Origin of the sequence: Mesorhizobium comanense (assembly GCF_005503535.1) — a bacterium.
GTDB lineage: Bacteria > Pseudomonadota > Alphaproteobacteria > Rhizobiales > Rhizobiaceae > Mesorhizobium > Mesorhizobium comanense.
Genome location: NZ_SCNN01000031.1, coordinates 1 through 17905, shown reverse-complemented (window position 1 = coordinate 17905; position 17905 = coordinate 1). Strand labels below are relative to the sequence as shown.

19 protein-coding genes are annotated in these 17905 nt (G+C 64.3%); 11 read left to right on the top strand and 8 right to left on the bottom strand.

The features are described from left to right. Positions 1-40 precede the first annotated feature (40 nt). Positions 41-934, bottom strand: coding sequence for a LysR family transcriptional regulator (locus FFS37_RS31645; RefSeq protein WP_137934880.1), 894 nt, complete (start codon positions 932-934; stop codon positions 41-43). 161 nt (positions 935-1095) lie between these two features. On the opposite strand from FFS37_RS31645, the gene FFS37_RS31640 reads away from it, so the two are divergent. The 3 genes from FFS37_RS31640 (at position 1096) to FFS37_RS31630 (ending at position 3850) form a co-directional block, all read left to right on the top strand. After that, entirely contained in the window at positions 1096-2277 is a 1182-nt protein-coding gene (locus FFS37_RS31640) for an MFS transporter (protein ID WP_137934879.1), read from the top strand. 4 nt (positions 2278-2281) lie between these two features. Next, positions 2282-2752 carry a cyclophilin-like fold protein gene (locus tag FFS37_RS31635; RefSeq protein WP_137934878.1) on the top strand — a complete coding sequence of 157 codons (471 nt, stop codon included), beginning with the start codon at positions 2282-2284 and terminating at the stop codon, positions 2750-2752. 81 nt (positions 2753-2833) lie between these two features. Beyond that, positions 2834-3850, top strand: coding sequence for a zinc-dependent alcohol dehydrogenase family protein (locus tag FFS37_RS31630; protein WP_137934877.1), 1017 nt, complete (start codon positions 2834-2836; stop codon positions 3848-3850). Between the two features lie 142 nt (positions 3851-3992). On the opposite strand, the gene FFS37_RS31625 is transcribed toward FFS37_RS31630, so the two are convergent. Continuing rightward, positions 3993-4598 carry an NADPH-dependent FMN reductase gene (locus FFS37_RS31625; RefSeq protein ID WP_137934876.1) on the bottom strand — a complete coding sequence of 202 codons (606 nt, stop codon included), beginning with the start codon at positions 4596-4598 and terminating at the stop codon, positions 3993-3995. A 91-nt stretch (positions 4599-4689) separates the two neighbouring features. Here FFS37_RS31625 and FFS37_RS31620 point away from each other — a divergent pair, with 91 nt between their 5' ends. After that, a complete protein-coding gene (locus FFS37_RS31620; RefSeq protein ID WP_171026503.1) occupies positions 4690-5058 on the top strand; it encodes a winged helix-turn-helix transcriptional regulator in 369 nt (122 codons plus the stop codon). Between the two features lie 6 nt (positions 5059-5064). Here the strand turns inward: FFS37_RS31620 and FFS37_RS31615 are convergent, their stop codons facing one another. From FFS37_RS31615 to FFS37_RS31605, 3 genes are all read right to left on the bottom strand, one after another. Beyond that, positions 5065-5247: a hypothetical protein gene (locus FFS37_RS31615; RefSeq protein ID WP_232375845.1), complete on the bottom strand. Its 183-nt coding sequence runs from the start codon at positions 5245-5247 to the stop codon at positions 5065-5067. Positions 5248-5360: 113 nt separating this feature from the next. Next, complete coding sequence (locus FFS37_RS31610; protein ID WP_137934874.1) at positions 5361-5756, bottom strand: acyl-CoA thioesterase; 396 nt, start codon at positions 5754-5756, stop codon at positions 5361-5363. A 372-nt stretch (positions 5757-6128) separates the two neighbouring features. Beyond that, positions 6129-7070 (bottom strand): phosphoribosylaminoimidazolesuccinocarboxamide synthase, encoded by a 942-nt coding sequence (locus tag FFS37_RS31605; RefSeq protein ID WP_137934873.1) that lies wholly within the window; start codon positions 7068-7070, stop codon positions 6129-6131. A 206-nt stretch (positions 7071-7276) separates the two neighbouring features. Here FFS37_RS31605 and FFS37_RS31600 point away from each other — a divergent pair, with 206 nt between their 5' ends. Genes FFS37_RS31600 through FFS37_RS31590 form a run of 3 tightly spaced genes read left to right on the top strand, consistent with a single transcriptional unit; the run spans position 7277 to position 11018 of the window. Beyond that, positions 7277-8893, top strand: coding sequence for a GMC family oxidoreductase (locus FFS37_RS31600; protein ID WP_137934872.1), 1617 nt, complete (start codon positions 7277-7279; stop codon positions 8891-8893). Continuing rightward, a complete protein-coding gene (locus FFS37_RS31595) occupies positions 8890-10104 on the top strand; it encodes a mandelate racemase/muconate lactonizing enzyme family protein (protein ID WP_137934871.1) in 1215 nt (404 codons plus the stop codon). The genes FFS37_RS31600 and FFS37_RS31595 overlap by 4 nt, the downstream gene beginning before the upstream one ends. Beyond that, a complete protein-coding gene (locus FFS37_RS31590) occupies positions 10101-11018 on the top strand; it encodes an NAD(P)-dependent oxidoreductase (protein WP_137934870.1) in 918 nt (305 codons plus the stop codon). Before FFS37_RS31595 ends, FFS37_RS31590 begins: the two co-directional genes overlap by 4 nt. Positions 11019-11271: 253 nt before the next feature. Here the strand turns inward: FFS37_RS31590 and FFS37_RS31585 are convergent, their stop codons facing one another. Then, positions 11272-12210: a diacylglycerol/lipid kinase family protein gene (locus FFS37_RS31585; protein ID WP_137934922.1), complete on the bottom strand. Its 939-nt coding sequence runs from the start codon at positions 12208-12210 to the stop codon at positions 11272-11274. An 853-nt stretch (positions 12211-13063) separates the two neighbouring features. Here FFS37_RS31585 and FFS37_RS31580 point away from each other — a divergent pair. The 3 genes from FFS37_RS31580 (at position 13064) to FFS37_RS31570 (ending at position 15084) form a co-directional block, all read left to right on the top strand. Further along, complete coding sequence (locus tag FFS37_RS31580) at positions 13064-13264, top strand: hypothetical protein (RefSeq protein ID WP_137934869.1); 201 nt, start codon at positions 13064-13066, stop codon at positions 13262-13264. Between the two features lie 6 nt (positions 13265-13270). Then, complete coding sequence (locus FFS37_RS31575) at positions 13271-14398, top strand: hypothetical protein (RefSeq protein WP_137934868.1); 1128 nt, start codon at positions 13271-13273, stop codon at positions 14396-14398. Positions 14399-14562: 164 nt separating this feature from the next. Next, a complete protein-coding gene (locus FFS37_RS31570) occupies positions 14563-15084 on the top strand; it encodes a hypothetical protein (RefSeq protein ID WP_137934867.1) in 522 nt (173 codons plus the stop codon). Between the two features lie 404 nt (positions 15085-15488). On the opposite strand, the gene FFS37_RS31565 is transcribed toward FFS37_RS31570, so the two are convergent. Next, on the bottom strand, positions 15489-15731 hold the full coding sequence (locus FFS37_RS31565; RefSeq protein WP_137934866.1) for a DUF1344 domain-containing protein: 243 nt from the start codon (positions 15729-15731) through the stop codon (positions 15489-15491). Between the two features lie 437 nt (positions 15732-16168). Between FFS37_RS31565 and FFS37_RS31560 the strand changes: the two genes are divergently transcribed. Continuing rightward, on the top strand, positions 16169-16663 hold the full coding sequence (locus FFS37_RS31560) for a YegJ family protein (RefSeq protein ID WP_137934865.1): 495 nt from the start codon (positions 16169-16171) through the stop codon (positions 16661-16663). A 12-nt stretch (positions 16664-16675) separates the two neighbouring features. Here the strand turns inward: FFS37_RS31560 and FFS37_RS31555 are convergent, their stop codons facing one another. Continuing rightward, on the bottom strand, positions 16676-17647 hold the full coding sequence (locus tag FFS37_RS31555; RefSeq protein ID WP_171026502.1) for a DUF3137 domain-containing protein: 972 nt from the start codon (positions 17645-17647) through the stop codon (positions 16676-16678). Positions 17648-17905 lie beyond the last annotated feature (258 nt).

The following is a 17905-nucleotide window of genomic DNA, read 5'->3' as shown; positions in this document are numbered from 1 at the left end:
CGCGCCTCCGGCAACCTGATCCTCCCGGACATCGCCTGTCTCAGCTTCGATGGCGCAACGCATCGACGATCACCGCCATGGCCGGGGAAATCTGCCGCCGGCTTGGATAGTAGAGGTGATAGCCCGGGAAAGGCAGGCTCCAGTCGCCCAGCGCAAGTTCCAGCCGCCCTTCCGAAAGATGGCGGCTGACGAGGTCCTCGGGCACGTAGGCGATGCCGTAGCCGCTCATCGCGGCGTCGATCATGGCAATTGACGTGTTGAAGGTGAGCTGGCCTTCCACCCGGACCCGGAGGTCACGGCCGTCCTTCGTGAACTCCCAGGCATAGAGCCCGCCAAAGGTGGTCTGGCGCATGTTGATGCAGTCGTGCCCGACGAGATCCTGCGGCGTTTTCGGAGCCGGGCGACGGCGAAAGTAGTCCGGCGACGCCACTGCCACCAGCCGCCAGTCCGGGCCGATGCGGACGGCGATCATGTCCCTGTCGATGCTTTCGCCGAGCCGCACCCCGGCATCGAACCGCTCTTCCACGATGTTTCGCATGCCATTGTCGCTGTAGAGCTCGACGCGCAGATCCGGATAGTCGAGCAGCACTGGCCGCAGCTTCGGCCATACCGTGGTCTGCAGCGCATGATCCGACAGCGTGATGCGCACTGTTCCAGACGGTTTGTCGCGAAATGCCGCCAGGCTCGTCAGATCGGCTTCGATGTCCTCGATGCGCGGCGCGACCGACCGGAACAGCCGCTCGCCCGCCTCGGTGGGCGCAACACTCCGCGTGGTGCGCGTCAGCAGGCGCACCCCGAGACGGGCTTCCAATTGCTTGATGGTGTGGCTGAGCGTCGATTGCGAGGTTCCGAGCCTGGCGGCCGCCCTGGTGAAGCTCTTCTCCCTGGCGACGGCCAGAAACCAGAGCAGATCCTTCATGTCGTCGCGCTGCATGGACTGCCTCCGGACTCAAATTCATATCACAGCCCGATAAGTCCATGCAGATTATCTCCACTAATCAGACAAGCTTGCCGGCGATATCTTCCCGGCTTGGCGGCAGCGGCCTTCGGTCCCGATCCATCGGGCGAGCCGCTGCCCAGCAAGGATACCCGGCAATGGAAACCACCTACGACTCACGGCTTGTCGATACCCGCCCCGCATGGGGGGCGGTGTTTTCGATGGCGCTGTGCGTTGCCGTCCTGATCGCATCCGAATTCATGCCCGTCAGCCTGCTCTCGCCGATCGCGGCCGATCTCGCCATCACCGAAGGCCAGACAGGCCAGGCCATATCGATCTCGGGCGCGTTCGCGGTGCTGACCAGCCTGCTGGTCGCCGGCCTCACGCGCCGGATCGACCGTCGCATCGTCGTGACCGGATTCACCTTGCTCCTCATCGTCTCCGGCCTCGCCGTGACCTTCGCCCCGAACTACGCGCTGTTGATGGTAGGGCGCGCCTTGCTGGGGGTCGCGATCGGTGGTTTCTGGTCGATGTCGACGTCGATCGTCATGCGGCTCGTATCGCAAGACATGGTGCCGAAGGGGCTTGCCATGCTGAACGCGGGCAATGCCATCGCCGCGACGATCGCCGCCCCTCTGGGCAGCTTGCTCGGCGCTTATGTCGGCTGGCGGGGCGCCTTCTTCCTTGTCGTCCCGCTCGGCCTGCTGGCGCTTGTCTGGCAATGGATCAGCCTGCCGCCCCTGCCCCCGCGCAACAGGGCGGCTTCCGCCAACGCGCTGTCGCTGCTTGGCCGCCGCCCGGTCGCGATGGGAATGGCCTCCATCCTGTTGTTCTTCATGGGCCAGTTCGCGCTCTTCACCTATCTACGCCCGTTTCTCGAAACCGTCACTGGCGTCGGCATCCCGGTGCTCTCCGCGATGCTGCTGGCCATGGGGCTGGCGGGCGTGGCGGGCACCTGGTGCATCGGCCGGCTGCTGCGCACGCGCCTGTTCAGCATCCTGATCGTCATTCCGCTTGCCATGGCTGTCCTTGCCACCGAGCTGATCGCCTTCAGCGCCGCGCCCGTTGCGGTGTCGCTTCTGCTCGTCGCCTGGGGCTTCTTCGGCACCGCGGCACCTGTCGGCTGGGGGACATGGCTGAGCCGCGTGCTGCCCGACGATGCCGAAGCCGGCGGCGGACTGCAAGTCGCCACCATCCAGTTCGCCATCACCGGCGGCGCCGCGATCGGCGGCATGCTGTTCGATAGGATCGGCTGGTCCGGGGCGTTCGCATTCGGCGCGGTCCTTTTATGCGGATCATCCGTGCTCGCTGTGGCGGCATGGCGCACAACGGAAGGCTGAAGACATGGCTTCCCAAGGCAGCCTGTTCACCCGCCGGATAGTGTTCGGTACGGTGCTTGCGGCGACGATCCTCCCGCGTCCCGCCGCAAGCCAGCAGCGCAAGGATGCAGCCAGCCGGGAGCCCACCGACATGAGGATCAGCATGACCTTCGACGGCCGGACCATGACCGCCACCCTGCATGACAATCCGTCGGCGCGCGATTTCTTCTCGATGCTGCCGCTCGATCTAACGATCGAGAACTATGCCCACAATGAAAAGATCGCCTACCTGCCACGCAAGCTCACCGAAGAGGGAAGCGGTCCGTTCGGCGATGAGCGGCCCTACGACCTCTGCTACTTCATGCCATGGGGCAATCTGGCGATGTTCTACGCCGACTACCGCCATCCCGGTCTGATCAGGCTTGGCCGGTTCGACGGAGGCCACGAGGCTTTGCACGTGCCCGGCAAATTCCCGCTTCACATCGAACGCATTTGACCGCCGCGGGAGGGGCGGACGGCCATGTCAAGGAGCCGAATTCGCCCTTGCCCCTCTCCCATGGAACGAAAGGAAATAAAGATGCTCGCAACCATCCTTCACAAGCCAGGCGACATCCGCTGCGAGGAAGTCGCGGACCCCAAGATCATTCATCCTACAGATGCCATCATCAAGCTTTCGGCCAGTTGCATCTGCGGGTCGGACCTGTGGCCGTATCGTGGGCTCCAGACTGTCGACGGCCCCATGCATATGGGCCACGAATATTGCGGCATCGTCGTTGAGGTCGGCAGTGAAGTCCGCACGGTCCGTCCCGGCCAGTTCGTCGTCGGCTCCTTCTGCCTATCCGACAACACCTGTCCGCATTGCCGCTTCGGCTTCCAGTCTTCCTGTGTGCAACGCGAGTTCATGACGGGTGCGCAGGCCCCCTATGCCCGCGTGGCGCTGGCGGACGGCACGCTGGTGGCGACGGCCGAGGTTCCGCCAGACGAACTCGTGCCCGACCTTTTGGCCGTGTCGGATGTGCTGGGCACCGGCTGGTATGCGGCCGACGCGGCCGAGGTGCGGGAAGGATCGACGGTTGTCGTGGTCGGTGACGGCGCCGTCGGCCTGATGGGCGTCCTCGCGGCCAGGGAGATGGGCGCGGAACGCATCATCGCCATGAGCCGCCACGCCAGCCGCCAGAAACTCGCCCGCGACTTCGGTGCCACCGACATCGTCGTGGAGCGCGGCGAGGAAGGCGTGGCCCGCATCAAGGACCTCACCAAGGGCGTCGGCGCGGACTCGGTGCTGGAATGCGTCGGCACGAGGGAATCGTTCGACCAGGCGCTGGCCTGTTCTCGCCCCGGCGGCACGATCGGCTATGTCGGTGTGCCGCACGGCGTCACCTTCGATGGTCAGAACCTCTTCTTCGGCCAAAAGCGCATGCTCGGCGGACCGGCTCCCGTGCGGCGATTCCTGCCCGATCTCCTGGATCGCGTGCTGAAGGGCAAGATCAAGCCCGGCAAGGTGTTCGACCTTCAACTGCCGCTGGCCGAGGTCGCGGAAGGCTACCGTGCGATGGACGAAAGGCGCGCGATCAAGACGCTGCTTCGCGTCTGACCGATTGGAGACAATTCCAGGAAAGTGTGAAACGGTTTCCCGGAATTGCCTGCCGCAAGGATCTCGAGCCGTTCAGTGATGAACAGCTCCAGGGGGCGGCGCAAGCGCCACCCCTATATCCTTGGGAGGATGGTTGCGATGGTCAGGCGGCCTTGATTTCCTCGGCCAGCGCGTCAGCCTGACGCGCACTCTTGAGCGCCTTGGCCCACCAAGCGACATCGTTGACCAGCGCGGTCGCGGCCTGGTTCAGATGCTCGAGTTCCTCGAGCTTCTTCTCGCCCTGGCGCACGGCCAGGAAGTCGCCCCAGGCGATGTGGACGGCTGACTTGACCGGCGCCATCTGCAACTCGACGGCATGCAGGCGCAGCTGCTCGACAGCACGCGCGCCGCCGACGCTGCCATAGCCGACAAAGCCGGCCGGCTTCTTGTTCCATTCGTTGGCGGCGTAGTCGATGGCGTTCTTCAGCACCGCCGTCGGGCCGTGATTGTATTCGGCGGCGGTGAAGATGAAGCCGTCATATTCGGCGACCTTCTTCTGCCAGCGCTGCGCCACTTCGTTGGTCGACGGCACCCAGGCGGAAGAGGCGACTTCATCGAAGAAGGGCAACGGGAAATCCCTGAGGTCGACCACCTCGACGTCGATGTCGGCATGCGACTTGGCGATCTTGGCGATCCATTGGGTAGGCACGTCGGCGAAGCGCGCGGCGCGCGTCGAACCGACGATGATGGCGATTTTCGGCTTTGACATGGGGGCTCTCCATTCCAGTAAAAAGCTGGTATCATTTAGATACCGGCGCTATATGAGATACTGTCAGCTCCCGACGCAAGGAGGCACCGTTTTGTTACTGAGGCACCCACACAACACCGAGGACTGCCGCGCGGTTTCGGAAATCCTCCAGCATATCGGTGACAAATGGACCGTTCTCGTGGTCGGCAAGCTGGGTGCCGGGTCGTTGCGGTTCAACGAGTTGCGCGCCGCCGTCGGTGGCATCTCGCAAAAGATGCTGACCACGACGCTGCGCGGTCTCGAGCGCGACGGCTTCGTCACCCGCACCGTGTTCCCGACGATCCCGCCACGCGTCGACTATGAGCTGACCGAACTCGGCCACGACTTGCTGATCCCTGTCAGCGCGCTGGGCGAATGGGCGCGCAGGAACACGCAGCGCGTCAGGGCGGCGCGCGAAAAGTTCGACGGCGTCCGAGGCTGAAGAGCTCTAGACTCGTGGGGCCATGCCTTCGCAGGACGCCGCCGGCTTCCTTATGTCCGTATTGACATGCAGGCAGGCAGTGCGCGGGAGATCCTGCTTGACCTCGGCATAGGCTGTCACGCCGAGCAGGCAGACAAGGGCCACAAGGGCTGCCACCAGCCAGCCGGTCAGCATGTATTGACGCATCATGTGTCCTCCTGCGCCGCCAGGATCGGGCGCGAAGGAAACCGTTGGATGTCGCGGAAACATCGTCAGGCGCGGGCGGTGTTACAAACGCCGGGGAGCGGTGGAACCGCCTCTCGTCAAGCTTCGGCCGGCACGGCCTTCGGCTTGCCCTCGCCGTCCAGCGCCACCATGACGAAATCGGCATGGGTAACCTTTTCCATCAGGTCGGAGAGGTAGCGCTGCGCCCAGGCCTCGACCTTGAGCGTCATCGAGGTGCGGCCGACGCGTTCGACATGGGTGTAGATGCACAGCGTGTCGCCGATCTTCATCGGCTTGGCGAAGGACATTTCCTTGACCGCCGCCGTCACCACGCGGCCCCTGGCGCGCTCGGCGGCGCGAATGCCGCAGGCCAGATCCATCTGCGCCATCACCCAGCCGCCGAAAATGTCGCCGGCCGCATTGGCGTCCGAAGGCATGGCCAGCGTGCGCAGCGTCAGGTCTCCGATCGGCCGTCCGTCCGCGTAATGCACCATGGGCAAAATCCTCGTGAGGTGATGGTCATCGATCCCGTACCGCCGCCGCTGGAACAGGTCAACGCGCCGAGGGTGCTATTTCCTCGCCACCATGGGTAAAAGGCAAACCTTGGCGCTCGCCGGGGGCGTCAACTTTCGATGATTGCGGGTTTTGGAGCGGGCTTCCCCCAATCCGTCGCTGCTTCGCAGCGCCACCTTTCCCCCTCCGGAGGGAAAGGAAGGGAGCCTTGCTGGACAAGCGTCGAGCGCAAAAAAGCCAGGCGCCTTTCCTCTCCCCCGTCGATCGGGGGATAGGTGGCTCGGCGAAGCCGAGACGGAGTGGGGGTCGACCAGCGCGGCTTCGAACCAGAGCGCCAAACGAAAGGCCGCGTCTCAGAAATAACCGGCAAGGTTGGCCCGGATGCGGTCCAGAACCGTGTTACCCGACAAGTCTGGCATAAACGTCCTGCCCGTGATCGCCTCGTAAGCCTGGGCATAGACCCGCGAAGCCTGCTCGACGATTTCGTCTGGAATTGTCGGGATCGGGTCCTTGTAGGGATCGCAGCGCGCGGCCACCCAGGAGCGGATGAAATCCTTGTCGAAGCTCTCCGGCCGCGTGCCGCTGGCCAGCGCCTGTTCATAACTCGCAGCGATCCAGTAGCGGCTGCTATCGGGTGTATGGATCTCGTCGGCCAGGATGATGGTGCCGTTCGCGTCGGTGCCAAATTCATATTTCGTGTCAGCGAGGATCAGGCCGCGCTCGGCGGCGCGCGCCTGGCCGCGCGCGAACAGCTTCAAGGCGTAACCTGATACCGTGTCCCACTGCGCCTGCGTGAGCAGCCCCTGCCCGATGATCTCGGCCTTCGACAGCGGTTCGTCATGGCCGCCGTCCGCCGCCTTGCTCGTTGGCGTGATGATCGCTTCCGCCAGCTTCTCATTGTCGCGCATTCCGTCCGGCAGGCGCATGCCGTACATCTCCCGCTCGCCGCGCTTGTAACGCGTCAGGATCGAGGTGCTGGTGGTCCCCGCCAGATAGCCGCGCACGACGATCTCGACAGGCAGGATGTCCAGCCTTGTGCCGACCACGACATTCGGGTCGGGATATTCGAGCACATGGTTGGGGCAGATGTCGGCGGTTTGCTCGAACCAGTAGCGCGCGGTCTGGGTGAGGATCTCGCCCTTGAACGGGATCGAGGTCAGGATGGTGTCGAAGGCGCTGAGGCGGTCGGTGGCGATGATGATGCGCCGCCCGTCCGCCAGGTCGTAATTCTCGCGCACCTTGCCTTTGTAGTAACCCGGCAATTCCGGAATGAAAGCATCCGACAGGGTGCGCATGATGATGACCTGCCTTCCGCAGATTGAGCCATGCCACCGCATAGGCCGTCGAGCCGGTGCATTTCAAGCGCGATTGTCGGGATTCCACGCAAGCCGACTGGATATACCAGTCGCTTTTTTCACAACCGATGCCGGAAGGTCCGGTGACGCGGCGAACCCGTGGCGTCTAGGCTGCGCCCCGGTTTCAGGAGCTACCCGCGCCCATCATGCAGACTTACGACTTCATCATCGTCGGCTCCGGCTCGGCCGGCTCGGTGCTTGCCGACAAACTGTCGGCCTCGGGCCGTTTTTCGGTATTGGTGCTCGAGGCCGGCGGCACGGACCGCCGCTTCTACGTCCAGATGCCGCTCGGCTACGGCAAGACCTTCTTCGACCCGGCGGTGAATTGGAACTACAAGCCGGAGCCCGATCCCGGTTTGGGCGGCAATGTCGACCACTGGCCGCGCGGCAAGCTGCTCGGCGGGTCGAGTTCGATCAACGCCATGGTCTGGATCCGCGGCGCGCGCGAGGATTTCGACGACTGGCGCGACGCCGGCAACCCCGGCTGGGGCTACGATGATCTGCTGCCGGCCTTCAAGGCGCTGGAAGACAATGAGGCCGGCGCCGACAAATGGCGCGGCACCGGCGGCCCGCTGCACATCACCGACACGACCAACGCCGTCCACCCGCTGACGAAGCGTTACCTCGCCGCCGGCCAGCAGGCCGGCCTGCCGCTCAACCGCGATTTCAATGGTGCCGCCCAGGAAGGCGTCGGCACCTATCAGATTTCGACGAAGAACGGCCGCCGCATGTCGGCGGCGCGCGCCTTCCTGCGCCCGGCGATGAAGCGCGCCAATGTCCGCGTCGAGACCAATGCGCTGGCGACGAAGATCCTGTTCGAGGGCAAGCGCGCCGTCGGCATCGAGTATCTGCAGAATGGCCAGACGACGACGGCGCGCGCCGGCCGCGAGGTGATCCTCTCCGCCGGTTCGATCAACTCGCCGCAGCTCATGCAGCTTTCCGGCGTCGGCCCGGCCGAGCTGCTCAAGGGACTTGGCATCCCTGTCGTCCATGCCAACGAGAATGTCGGCGCCAACCTGCAGGACCATGTCGGCATCAACTACACGTTCAAGGGCAAGGTGCCGACGCTCAACCAGATCCTGCGCCCCTGGTGGGGCAAGCTCCTGGTCGGCATGCAGTACATCCTGACCCGATCCGGCCCGCTGTCGCTGTCGATGAACCACGGCGGCGGCTTCTTCCGCACCGACCCGGCGTTCTCGCGCCCCAACATGCAGCTCTATTTCCAGGCCTTCTCGACCGTCATCCCGAAGAGCGGCGAGCGCCCGATCCTGACGCCCGACCCCTGGCCTGGCTTCTCCATCGGCCTGTCCAACTGCCGCCCGTCGAGCCGCGGCGAGATCATGATACGCTCGAAGAATCCGCTGGATTATCCCAGGATCGTCGCCAACGCCTATTCGACCAACGCCGATGTCGAGGAGATGCTGGCGGCTGTGAAGTTCGTGCGCAAGATCGCCTCGATGCCGGCCATGGCCGAGATCATCGCCGAGGAGGTGCTGCCCGGCCCGTCGATCCAGTCCGACGCCGACCTGATCACCGATTTCAGGAAGCGCTCAGGCACCGTGTATCACCCCGTCTCGACCTGCCGCATGGGGCCGGACGCCTCGCGATCCGTCGTCGATCCGCGGCTGAAAGTGCACGGGCTCGACGGCCTGCGCGTCATCGACGCCTCGATCTTTCCCGACAACATCACCGGCAACACCAACGCCGCCTCGGTCATGACCGGTTGGAAAGGCGCCGAACTGGTTCTGGAGGACCACGCATGAAGATCACCGACGTCAAGACCTGGGTTGTTGGCAACCCACCGCCCGGCATCGGCGGCAAGTACTTCATCTTCGTCAAGCTGACCACCGATGGCGGCGTGGTCGGTTATGGCGAAGCCTACAACGCCACCTTCTCCGCCCACATCACGGCCAAGCTGGTCGAGGACATGGCCGAGCGTTATCTGATCGGCCACGATCCGCACGACATCGAGAACTTCTTCCGCCGCGCCTATTCCTCCGGCTTCACCCAGCGCCCCGATGTGACCGGCATGGGCTGCTTCTCGGCGCTCGAAATGGCCTGCTGGGACATCATCGGCAAGGAGGCCGGCAAGCCGGTCTACAAGCTGCTCGGCGGTCAGGTGCACGAGACGCTGCGCTCCTACACCTATCTCTACCCGCATACCGGCAGCGTCCATTCGGAAGACGCACCCGACGGCAGGAATGTCTACAACGACCCCGAAATGGCCGCCGCCTGCGCGGCCGAATATGTCGAGCAGGGGTTCAACGCAGTCAAGCTCGATCCCGCCGGTCCCTACACCGCTTTCGACGGCCACCAGCCGCGCCTGCTCGACATCGACGTCTCGACCCGCATGATCAAGGCGATCCGCGAGGCGGTCGGCACGCGTGCCGACATCCTGTTCGGCACGCACGGCCAGTTCACCGCGTCGGGCGCGCTGCGCATCGCACGCGCCATCGAGCCCTACGATCCGCTGTGGTTCGAGGAGCCGGTGCCGCCGGATATGCCCGAGGTGATGGCGCAGGTCGCCCGTGGCACCTCAATCCCGATCGCCACCGGCGAGCGGCTGACCACCAAGTCCGAATTCGCCCGCGTCATCGAGAACCGTGCCGCGACCATCCTGCAGCCCGATCTTGGCCGCTCCGGCGGCATCCTGGAAACCAAGAAGATCGCCGCCATGGCCGAGGCCTACCACATCCAGGTCGCGCCGCATTGCTATTGCGGGCCGATCGTGGGCGCCGCCAACATCCAGCTGGCGGTGACACTGCCCAACTTCCTGATCCTGGAATCGCTGAAGCAGTGGGACGGCTTCCACGCCACGCTCCTGAAGAAGAAGATCGAGTGGCAGGACGGCAATGTCATCCCGTCGAAGGAACCCGGCCTCGGCGTCGAGCTCAACGAGGCGGTCTGCGACGCGCATCCCTACACCGGCAAGGACCTGCATCTGCAGATGATGCAGACGCCGCTGATGCCGTGAGCCAAAGCTACGCCTTCATCGGCCTTGGCCATCTCGGCGGCAACCTTGCCGCCAGCCTGGTCCGCAACGGCTTTGCGGTCACGGTCTTCGATCGTGATCGCACTGCCGTCGAGCGCCTCGTGGGACTGGGCGCCATTGCGGCCAACAGCCCCGCCGAGGCGGCGGCGCGGGCCGGCAATGCCGTGACCTGCCTCCCCTCGCCCAAGGTCAGTGAACAGGTGCTGGCTGGCCCCGGCGGCCTGCTCGAAGGCTTGCCCAAGGGCGGCACCTGGATCGAGATGTCGACCAATGGTCGCGACGAGATCGTGCGCCTTGCCGCCCTCGCCTCTGCAGGCGGTGTCGAGACGCTTGAGTGTCCGGTTACCGGCGGCGTGCATCTGGCGGCGGCCGGAAAGATCACCGCGCTGGTCGGCGGCGATGCCGCACTCTACGAGCGCCATCGCGCCGCCATCGAGGCGATGTGCGCGAAATCCTTCCTGATGGGACCGGTCGGCTCGGCGGCGGTGATCAAGGTCATCACCAACATGCTGGCCTTCATCCATCTCGTCGCCGCCGGCGAGGCACTGATGCTAGCCAAACAAGGTGGCCTCGACCTTGCCCAGTCCTATCACGCGATCGTTGCCTCCTCCGGCAACAGCTTCGTCCACGAGACCGAAAGCCAGCTCGTGCTCAACGGTTCCTACGACATCGGCTTCACCATGGACCTGGCACTGAAGGACCTCGGCTTCGCGCTGGGCATGGGCCGGGATTTCGGCGTGCCGCTGGAACTTGCCTCGCAAGTCAATACGATTTTCGAGCAAGGCAAGGCCGCCTATGGCGGCGGCGCCTGGTCGACCCAGATCGTCAAGCTGCTCGAGGATGCCGTCGGCACGGACCTGCGTGCGCCCGGCTTTCCGGCGAAGCTGGAGATATGAAGCCGATTATATTAGTTATAGAAATCAATAATTTAGACAGACATTCAGTATCAAGACCGTAGGAACTTGAATCAGAGCTGCAAGATTGCGATTGGTCTTGTCGGGTAGAGCTTCGACCGAACCGCATGCCTCGGCGATTGGCTGAAACGCCTATCGCTTCGTCATCCACGGGCGAAGCAGGAGCGAAGCTCCGTCGCGAAGACCCTGGGATGACGACGTTGTGGGGCGCCCCACCCAGAGGCAACGCCTTCGCTCAATATCTCAGCGTCAGCGCGCCGGGCAGGATCTCGAATGTCGCCGGTATACGCCCGGGCGACTCGCCGTCTATATCGACCAGGGCGCCGTTCTTTTCGGCATCGCCAATCGGTTCGACAACCACTTTCCTGCCGCGCAATATGGTGATGGCCGGATGGTTGCGGTGGCGGCCGCCATAGAGCAGGCGGATATCCCAGATCAGCTTCAGCTTGCCCGCGGCGCGCAGGATGACGATGTCGAACTGCCCGTCGGTCAATTCCGCGTCCGGCGCGATCATCATGCCGCCGCCGAAGAATCTTCCGTTGGCCACTGCCACCAGCGCCATGCGCGCCTCGACCGGCGCGCCTTCATCGACGGTGATCCTGACATGCTGGAAGCGGTAGCGGATGAACTCGACGACGGTGCGCCACAGGAACAGCGTCTTGGCCGACATCCTGCCCTTGCGCTTGTCGGCGTTGACGGCGCGGTCGGTCGCCCCCGACAGGCCCAGGCTGGCGATGTTGATGAAGTGGCGGCTGGCCAGCGCGCCCTGGTCGTCGATGTAGCAGATACGGCCGGCGTCGACCGTCCTGGGTTGCGCCTCGGCGATCCGTTTCAACGTTGCGTCGATCTCCTTCGGCAAAGCGAGGCCGCGCGCGAAATCGATGCCGGTACCGCAAGGCAGGAGACCGAGTTCGGCCGTCCTGCCGCTCTCCGCGCGGGCCTGCAGCAGTCCGTCGGCCACCTCGCTGGCAGTGCCGTCGCCGCCGGCCGCGATGACCAGGTCGAAGCCGTTCGCCGCGAGATCGATCGCCAGCCGTTCGGCATCCCCCTCGGCCTGCGTCTCGCGCAGTTCGAAATCGCCGAAGTGCTTTTTCAGGGAGGCGGCGACTTCGGGCCAACGCCGCTTCAGCCGGCCGCCGCCGGCAATCGGATTGAGAACCACCCCGACCTTCAAATGCTGGCCCTCCCCGGCGCCGGACATGGGGCGTCCGGTCTTTTGCCGGCATTCAAACCCGGACGGGCTGGCGGGGCAAGTGGCGCCGGGCGCGGGACGCCGAAAAGCGGGGGCGGCCTGTCTAATGCCTTGGCGCTTGAATTTCCTCGGCTTCTGGCACTGGTCCCCGATAATCCCGCTATCCACAGGGGCGCGGGCATTCCCCAGGACCCTTACCCGGCGTAAGTTCAACCCATCTCAGGCGGCTACGGATCGCCCAGCCGAAAGGCGAAAGCGAGAGGTGGATTTCCTGAGGCCCGTACGGCCCGGAACAAGAGCAGGTTCGCTTGCTGGAGGGACGGAAGCCGAGACCTACGGGGCCGCGGAAAGCGTGCCAACGCCGACGGCGGACCGATGCTGCCATGAAGGACGGCAAAAACCTTCGATGGCACGCAGGGCAAGGCCCGCAAGGGTCGAGACCGGCGTGGTCTGGAACGGGCGCTGCCTCCGGGTGGCGACTGGCAGGACCGTCAAAATCAAGGCCGGCATGGCGCGACGACTTTACGGAAGTTGCTGCCGCGACCGTGTCCTGATCTGACAGGGAGGCGCTGGGAGAAATCCCGGCGCCGACTGTTTTTTGGCCATTCCCCGCAATTTTAACGGTGTTTCCGGTTGGGGCTGCAACCTGCGCCAAAATCGGCTAACGTTCGGCGTCGTTGGAGTCCGCTGGAGGGCGCGCTCTGTCGAGGTGCATGGCGTGGGTTCGGGGACCGAACGCGGCGGACATCCGGTCCGCGAGCATCGGAACCGCGAAGCACGTCAGGCGGCCGGCATATACGCGTCAGCGAACGGGCTCCCTGCAGGGGGGTACTTCATGACGCCGGTTCAGAAGCTTGCCGTTGCCTACGCGTTCCTGTTCTTCGGCGTTGTCGCCATCGGCTTCCGGTCGCTCAGCAATATCGAATTCCCGCCCCGCTTCTTCACCAGCCTGCCGCATATTCTGATTGGCGGCATCGTCGTCTGTATCGGCTTCGCGCTGCCAAAGCGCGTCCTTGACCACTTCGCCGCGGCCTGACCGGCCATGTTCCTGTTCCGCTGGCTGAAGCGCCTCGTCAAGACGATCCTCTGGCTGGTCGTCATCGTCATTCTCGTCCCGGTCGTCGGGTTGACCTATGGTTTCCTGACCACGTCCTCGATCGACAAGACGCCGCTGCCCGGTATCGCCGACGGCGCGCCGCCCAAGGTGCTGGCCGACAAGGTGCGCGCCGAGATCCCCGGCTACCAGCGGCCGCAGGAATCGACCTTCCTCACCTACCCCGAATGGGCGATCGTCTACGCCGCGCGCGACTATGCCGGCTTTGTCGCCAAGGACCAGCCGAGCGGCTTTCCCTACTGGTCCTATGTCGGCCACTTCTGGCAGGATTATGCCACTGTGATCCGCGCCAGCTCCGCCGACAGGTTCAACTATGACGACCACCAGATGCTGGTCGTCAACGGCACCAGCAACTCGATCGAGCACATCGTGCAATGGGCCTATGAGAACACGGTCGGCCGCATTACCGAGGCCATGGCGGGCAAGCGCACCGCCGCCGACATCTACCAGGCCAGGGTGGCGGCGGACTATGCGGGCTCTCTCGACCAGGCTCCATGGTACCAGTTCCCCTTTGCGCAAAAGCGCGCCGGCCTGTTTGCCGTGCAGCCTGCGCCCGGCGACAGTGCGGTCCGCACCAGCGAACGCAAGCTTGCCTTCGGTCTGGCCGACACGATCAAGCAGGGCTATGCCGACCTGATCAGGCAGGGACAGACCGCCGCCGACCCCGCCCTGCTCGACATCCATGTCTGGGCCAGGGGGCCGGTCGGCGAAGCCACGCGCAACGAGCCCGACACCTTGCTGGAACGCGACTATGGCGCCGACGGCACCATCTTCGTCACCAGGCGCGACCAGACCTTCACCGACATGATCCCGCGCCTGATCGACAGGGGCGTCTCCTTCGTCGAGATCGGCGGCAATGACCAGATCATGGTCACTGTGCTGTCCACGGATGCGATCGCCGTCCCGGAAGGCATGCGCATCCTGTTCAGCTACGCGCTCCCGGCGCAGCCCTCGACGCGCCGCACCGGCATGGTGGTTGCCGTGCGCAGGCTGCATCTGGTGCTGCCGGCGCTGATGAAGGCCGGCGCCAGGCTGGAGCATGTGTACGATTACTGAGGCCTTTCGGCCACGCCGGCCGGGATTGTCCGCTTCGCCACGCTCATTCCATAATCGCGGCCAAATCCCGCCTTGATCGCGCGCGAAGGAGTGCCGGATTTCGCATGTCGCTCGCGGCATGCGCCTGAATGGGTTGCCGGGGGGCATCTCGAAGGGACAAGACCGTGATCAAGACCGCCCTTGTCGCCATGACCATTGTCGGCTGCGACTGCGACGCCAAGCTTTGCGAATACATCGGCGAGACGCCGGCCAAGTGGTCGACCATCGCCGAATGCGAAGCCGCGATGAAAAGCCAGATCCTGCACCAGCGCAATTTCAACTATCCGCTGGTGTCCGGCATCTGTCGCGCCAAGGGCTCGGCGTCCTCCTCGCATCTGGCCGCGATCGCGTCCCGTCCGGACCTCAAGCCCGCCGACCGGACCGTCGAGCCGGAACGGCCGCTGCCGCCCGAACTCAGCCACCGGCCGAGCGTTCCCGTGGGCTCGCCGACGACGGCCATGGAGGCCGCCGCAGCCCGGCCCGTCGCCTATGAGCAGGTGGTCGATGGCGGCACCGGCGTGCTCTATCGCACGAAGAACGGCTATGCGGTGGTCAAGAGCGATCTCGGCCGTGCCGCCTCCGCCACCGCCGACGCCGCCAAGCGCTCGGTGAACTGGCTGGCCGGCCTGATGCCGACGGGGCTGTAGGTCCTTCAATCAGCCTTGAGGGCTGCCAGGCCTGGGCGGTTGGCCGAGTGCGTGGCAACTTGGCGCATCCATTCCTCTTATGCCGCGCTGGTCGACCCCCACTCCGTCTCGGCCTTGCCGAGACACCTAGCGGGGGCGAGCCACGGGTCTCGCCCGTCCTTCGGCCCCCCCGATCGACGGGGGAGAGGAAAGGCGCCAGGCCTTTTGCGCTCAAAGCTCGCCCAGAAATGCTCCCTTCCTTTCCCTCCGGAGGGGGAAAGGTGGCGCTGCGAAGCAGCGACGGATTGGGGGAACCACATCGCAATCAGGCCTTGGACCGATCAGTCAGGGCTCATCACGCAAGATGCACCCTCCCCCCGTTCTTCACGGGGAGAGGACCAGGATGAGCGATGAATGCCTTACCTCTACGAGGCCTTCTTGATCGACGTCACCATGCCGGTCTTGTCATCCACCGTCACAGCCACCTTGGCGCCGACCTTGAATTTTCCGACCGAGGCCTTGGGCGAAAGCTGGTAGATCTTGCCGTCATCCAGCGTGATCGACTTGGTCGTCGGATCGACCGCCTGGATGGTGCCCTGAACGGTCGCGGCGTAGGCGGTGCCGAGGAAGGCAAGCAGGGCGGCGGTGGTTGCGAGGGTCTTCTTCATGGATAGCACTCCGTGCTGTTTCGGTTTTCCGGGCCGCCTTGCGAAGCGGCAGCGCCGAACGCCCGGAAACTGGAACGGAAGCCTGCTCTCCCGCAAATCACATTGGGTGAATTTTAGCAAGAAAATCAGCGGCTTAATTCCGACACATTGCCTATGGCCGACACTCTTTCCAGGCACACGGTTTGCCTCGACGCGTGCAGTTCTTCCACGAAAAGAGTCGTTTAGCCGATTGCGGCGGACGCCTCGCGGCCATCATGCAGCCGCCGCAATTGCCTCGGCTTGCATCACGAAACCGCCTGCCGACTTTCCATCGATACAAGTTTTGTTTCATGGATCGGCTCAACCGCTATCCCGGAATGCCAACAAAGACTCGCGCCATGGTTGCAAATTCGGGATAGATGCAGGATGGTGCAAACCGTCACGACGAGGGGCCAGCCATGAAACTTGCAGTCCGAACCATCATATCGCTGATGCTGGTGCTGGCTCCGGAATTGGCAGGCGCGCAAGGCGCCGACCCGGGTGACGACAAGACGGTTATTTTTGCTCCCGGCGATCCTGAAATGACGGCGGCGACGGCGCATGCGCTCGCCGGCCTGGATGAATTCCTGGCCCTGGCCGAAGCGCCGCCCTCCGGCACGGACAGGTTCAAATTGAAGGTCAAGGTGCGCGACGGGCATGTCACTGAACATTTCTGGGTGATCCCGTTCCGGCGCACCAAAACCGGCTTTGTCGGCATATTGGCGAACCAGCCGGAAGAAGTGCGCAACGTCGTCCTCGGCCAGAACATAGAATTCAGCAGGGAAGACATTTCCGACTGGGGATATACCCGCGACGGACGACAGGTCGGCAGCTTCACCGTCTGTGTGATGTTCCAAAGAATATCGAAGGAAGAGGCGGACCACATGCGCGACAAATACGGCTTCGATTGCTGAGAAGGACGCCGGCTAACCCCCGCCCTTCGCACCAACCTTGCGCACCAGCGCCGCCGTTGCCAGCATGGCTCCCATGTCCGAGATCATCGGCGCCACATGGGTCTGGTAGTCCAGCGGCACCGAAATCGGCGGCAGCTCGAAGAAATCGTTGGCCTGCGGCAGGAGCAGGAAGCCGTCGCCACCGTTGAGCGCGACGCGCGCCGGATCGTCGCGCCATGTTTCGCCCAGCCATTTCAGCGCCTGCGCCAGCCGCCCCGTCACCAGCGGCCTCGCCGCCTCGACATTGTCGCTGCGGAATTCGTAGGCCGCATCGAGCAGCGGCTCGCCGCTCGACAATTCCTGCATCCTGCTGGCGAACATGCCGCGGAAGAAGCTGACCACCGCGTTGCTGCGCCGTGTCGCCACCAATATGCCCGGGAACGGCTCGACCGCCTCGAAGGCGACGATGACGCCCTTGAAGGCCGTGGACGAGCCCTTGCCCGTCCCTTCCCGCAATTCGGCTTCGTAGAGTTCGAACGGAAAATCGTCGTAGCGGCCCGAGATGACATCGTCGAAGGATTGCCGGTTGAACGGCCCGACCGCCTCGCGCGGCAGCCGGTCGAAGGAGTTCGGCCTTTCGCCATGCCGGTAGCCGAAATCCCTGACGAAGCCGAAGATGATGGGCAGCAACGTGTCGCGGAACGATTGCTGCAGCCGGGCCGCCGGCTTCATGGCCTGGAAATACACCAGGATCGAAGCCGCGAAGCCAAGTATGTAGAGAAAGACATGTGGTGTCGAAACCCATTGTTCGTGGGGGTCGGCGGCCTTGTTGAACAGCCAGGCGATCAGCGCCACGGCCACCAGCACCAGGCCGACGAACAGCGGCACCCGCCAGCGCACTTGCCGAACGACCGAAGCCCTGCGCGCCTCATAAGCCTCGATATCCCGGCGGATGCCGGCGATGACGGCCTCTCCGGGCATGAAATCCGCCGTTTCCACCGCCATCTCCCCGCAAGCCTTGATCGGCTCATGATAGCTGCATTCAAGGGAAAGTCGCCAGCCGCAAGCAACAGGCGCGACCTCCCTTCTCCCCTTGTGGGAGAAGGTGTCGCCGAAGGTGACGGATGAGGGGTGTTCCAGGGAACACCAACGTCTCACTCCGCTGGAACACCCCTCATCCGTCTCGGCGCTATCGCGCCGATCCACCTTCTCCCACAGGGGGAGAAGGGAAAATCGCGCCCAACCGCCCCTCAACCTTTCCCC

Coding starts and splice junctions, on each gene's coding strand:
- FFS37_RS31645 (WP_137934880.1), bottom strand. CDS start 934: ATGCAGCGCGACGACATGAAGGATCTGCTCTGGTTTCTGGCCGTCGCC.
- FFS37_RS31640 (WP_137934879.1), top strand. CDS start 1,096: ATGGAAACCACCTACGACTCACGGCTTGTCGATACCCGCCCCGCATGG.
- FFS37_RS31635 (WP_137934878.1), top strand. CDS start 2,282: ATGGCTTCCCAAGGCAGCCTGTTCACCCGCCGGATAGTGTTCGGTACG.
- FFS37_RS31630 (WP_137934877.1), top strand. CDS start 2,834: ATGCTCGCAACCATCCTTCACAAGCCAGGCGACATCCGCTGCGAGGAA.
- FFS37_RS31625 (WP_137934876.1), bottom strand. CDS start 4,598: ATGTCAAAGCCGAAAATCGCCATCATCGTCGGTTCGACGCGCGCCGCG.
- FFS37_RS31615 (WP_232375845.1), bottom strand. CDS start 5,247: ATGATGCGTCAATACATGCTGACCGGCTGGCTGGTGGCAGCCCTTGTG.
- FFS37_RS31610 (WP_137934874.1), bottom strand. CDS start 5,756: ATGGTGCATTACGCGGACGGACGGCCGATCGGAGACCTGACGCTGCGC.
- FFS37_RS31605 (WP_137934873.1), bottom strand. CDS start 7,070: ATGCGCACCCTGTCGGATGCTTTCATTCCGGAATTGCCGGGTTACTAC.
- FFS37_RS31600 (WP_137934872.1), top strand. CDS start 7,277: ATGCAGACTTACGACTTCATCATCGTCGGCTCCGGCTCGGCCGGCTCG.
- FFS37_RS31595 (WP_137934871.1), top strand. CDS start 8,890: ATGAAGATCACCGACGTCAAGACCTGGGTTGTTGGCAACCCACCGCCC.
- FFS37_RS31580 (WP_137934869.1), top strand. CDS start 13,064: ATGACGCCGGTTCAGAAGCTTGCCGTTGCCTACGCGTTCCTGTTCTTC.
- FFS37_RS31575 (WP_137934868.1), top strand. CDS start 13,271: ATGTTCCTGTTCCGCTGGCTGAAGCGCCTCGTCAAGACGATCCTCTGG.
- FFS37_RS31565 (WP_137934866.1), bottom strand. CDS start 15,731: ATGAAGAAGACCCTCGCAACCACCGCCGCCCTGCTTGCCTTCCTCGGC.
- FFS37_RS31560 (WP_137934865.1), top strand. CDS start 16,169: ATGAAACTTGCAGTCCGAACCATCATATCGCTGATGCTGGTGCTGGCT.
- FFS37_RS31555 (WP_171026502.1), bottom strand. CDS start 17,647: ATGGCGGTGGAAACGGCGGATTTCATGCCCGGAGAGGCCGTCATCGCC.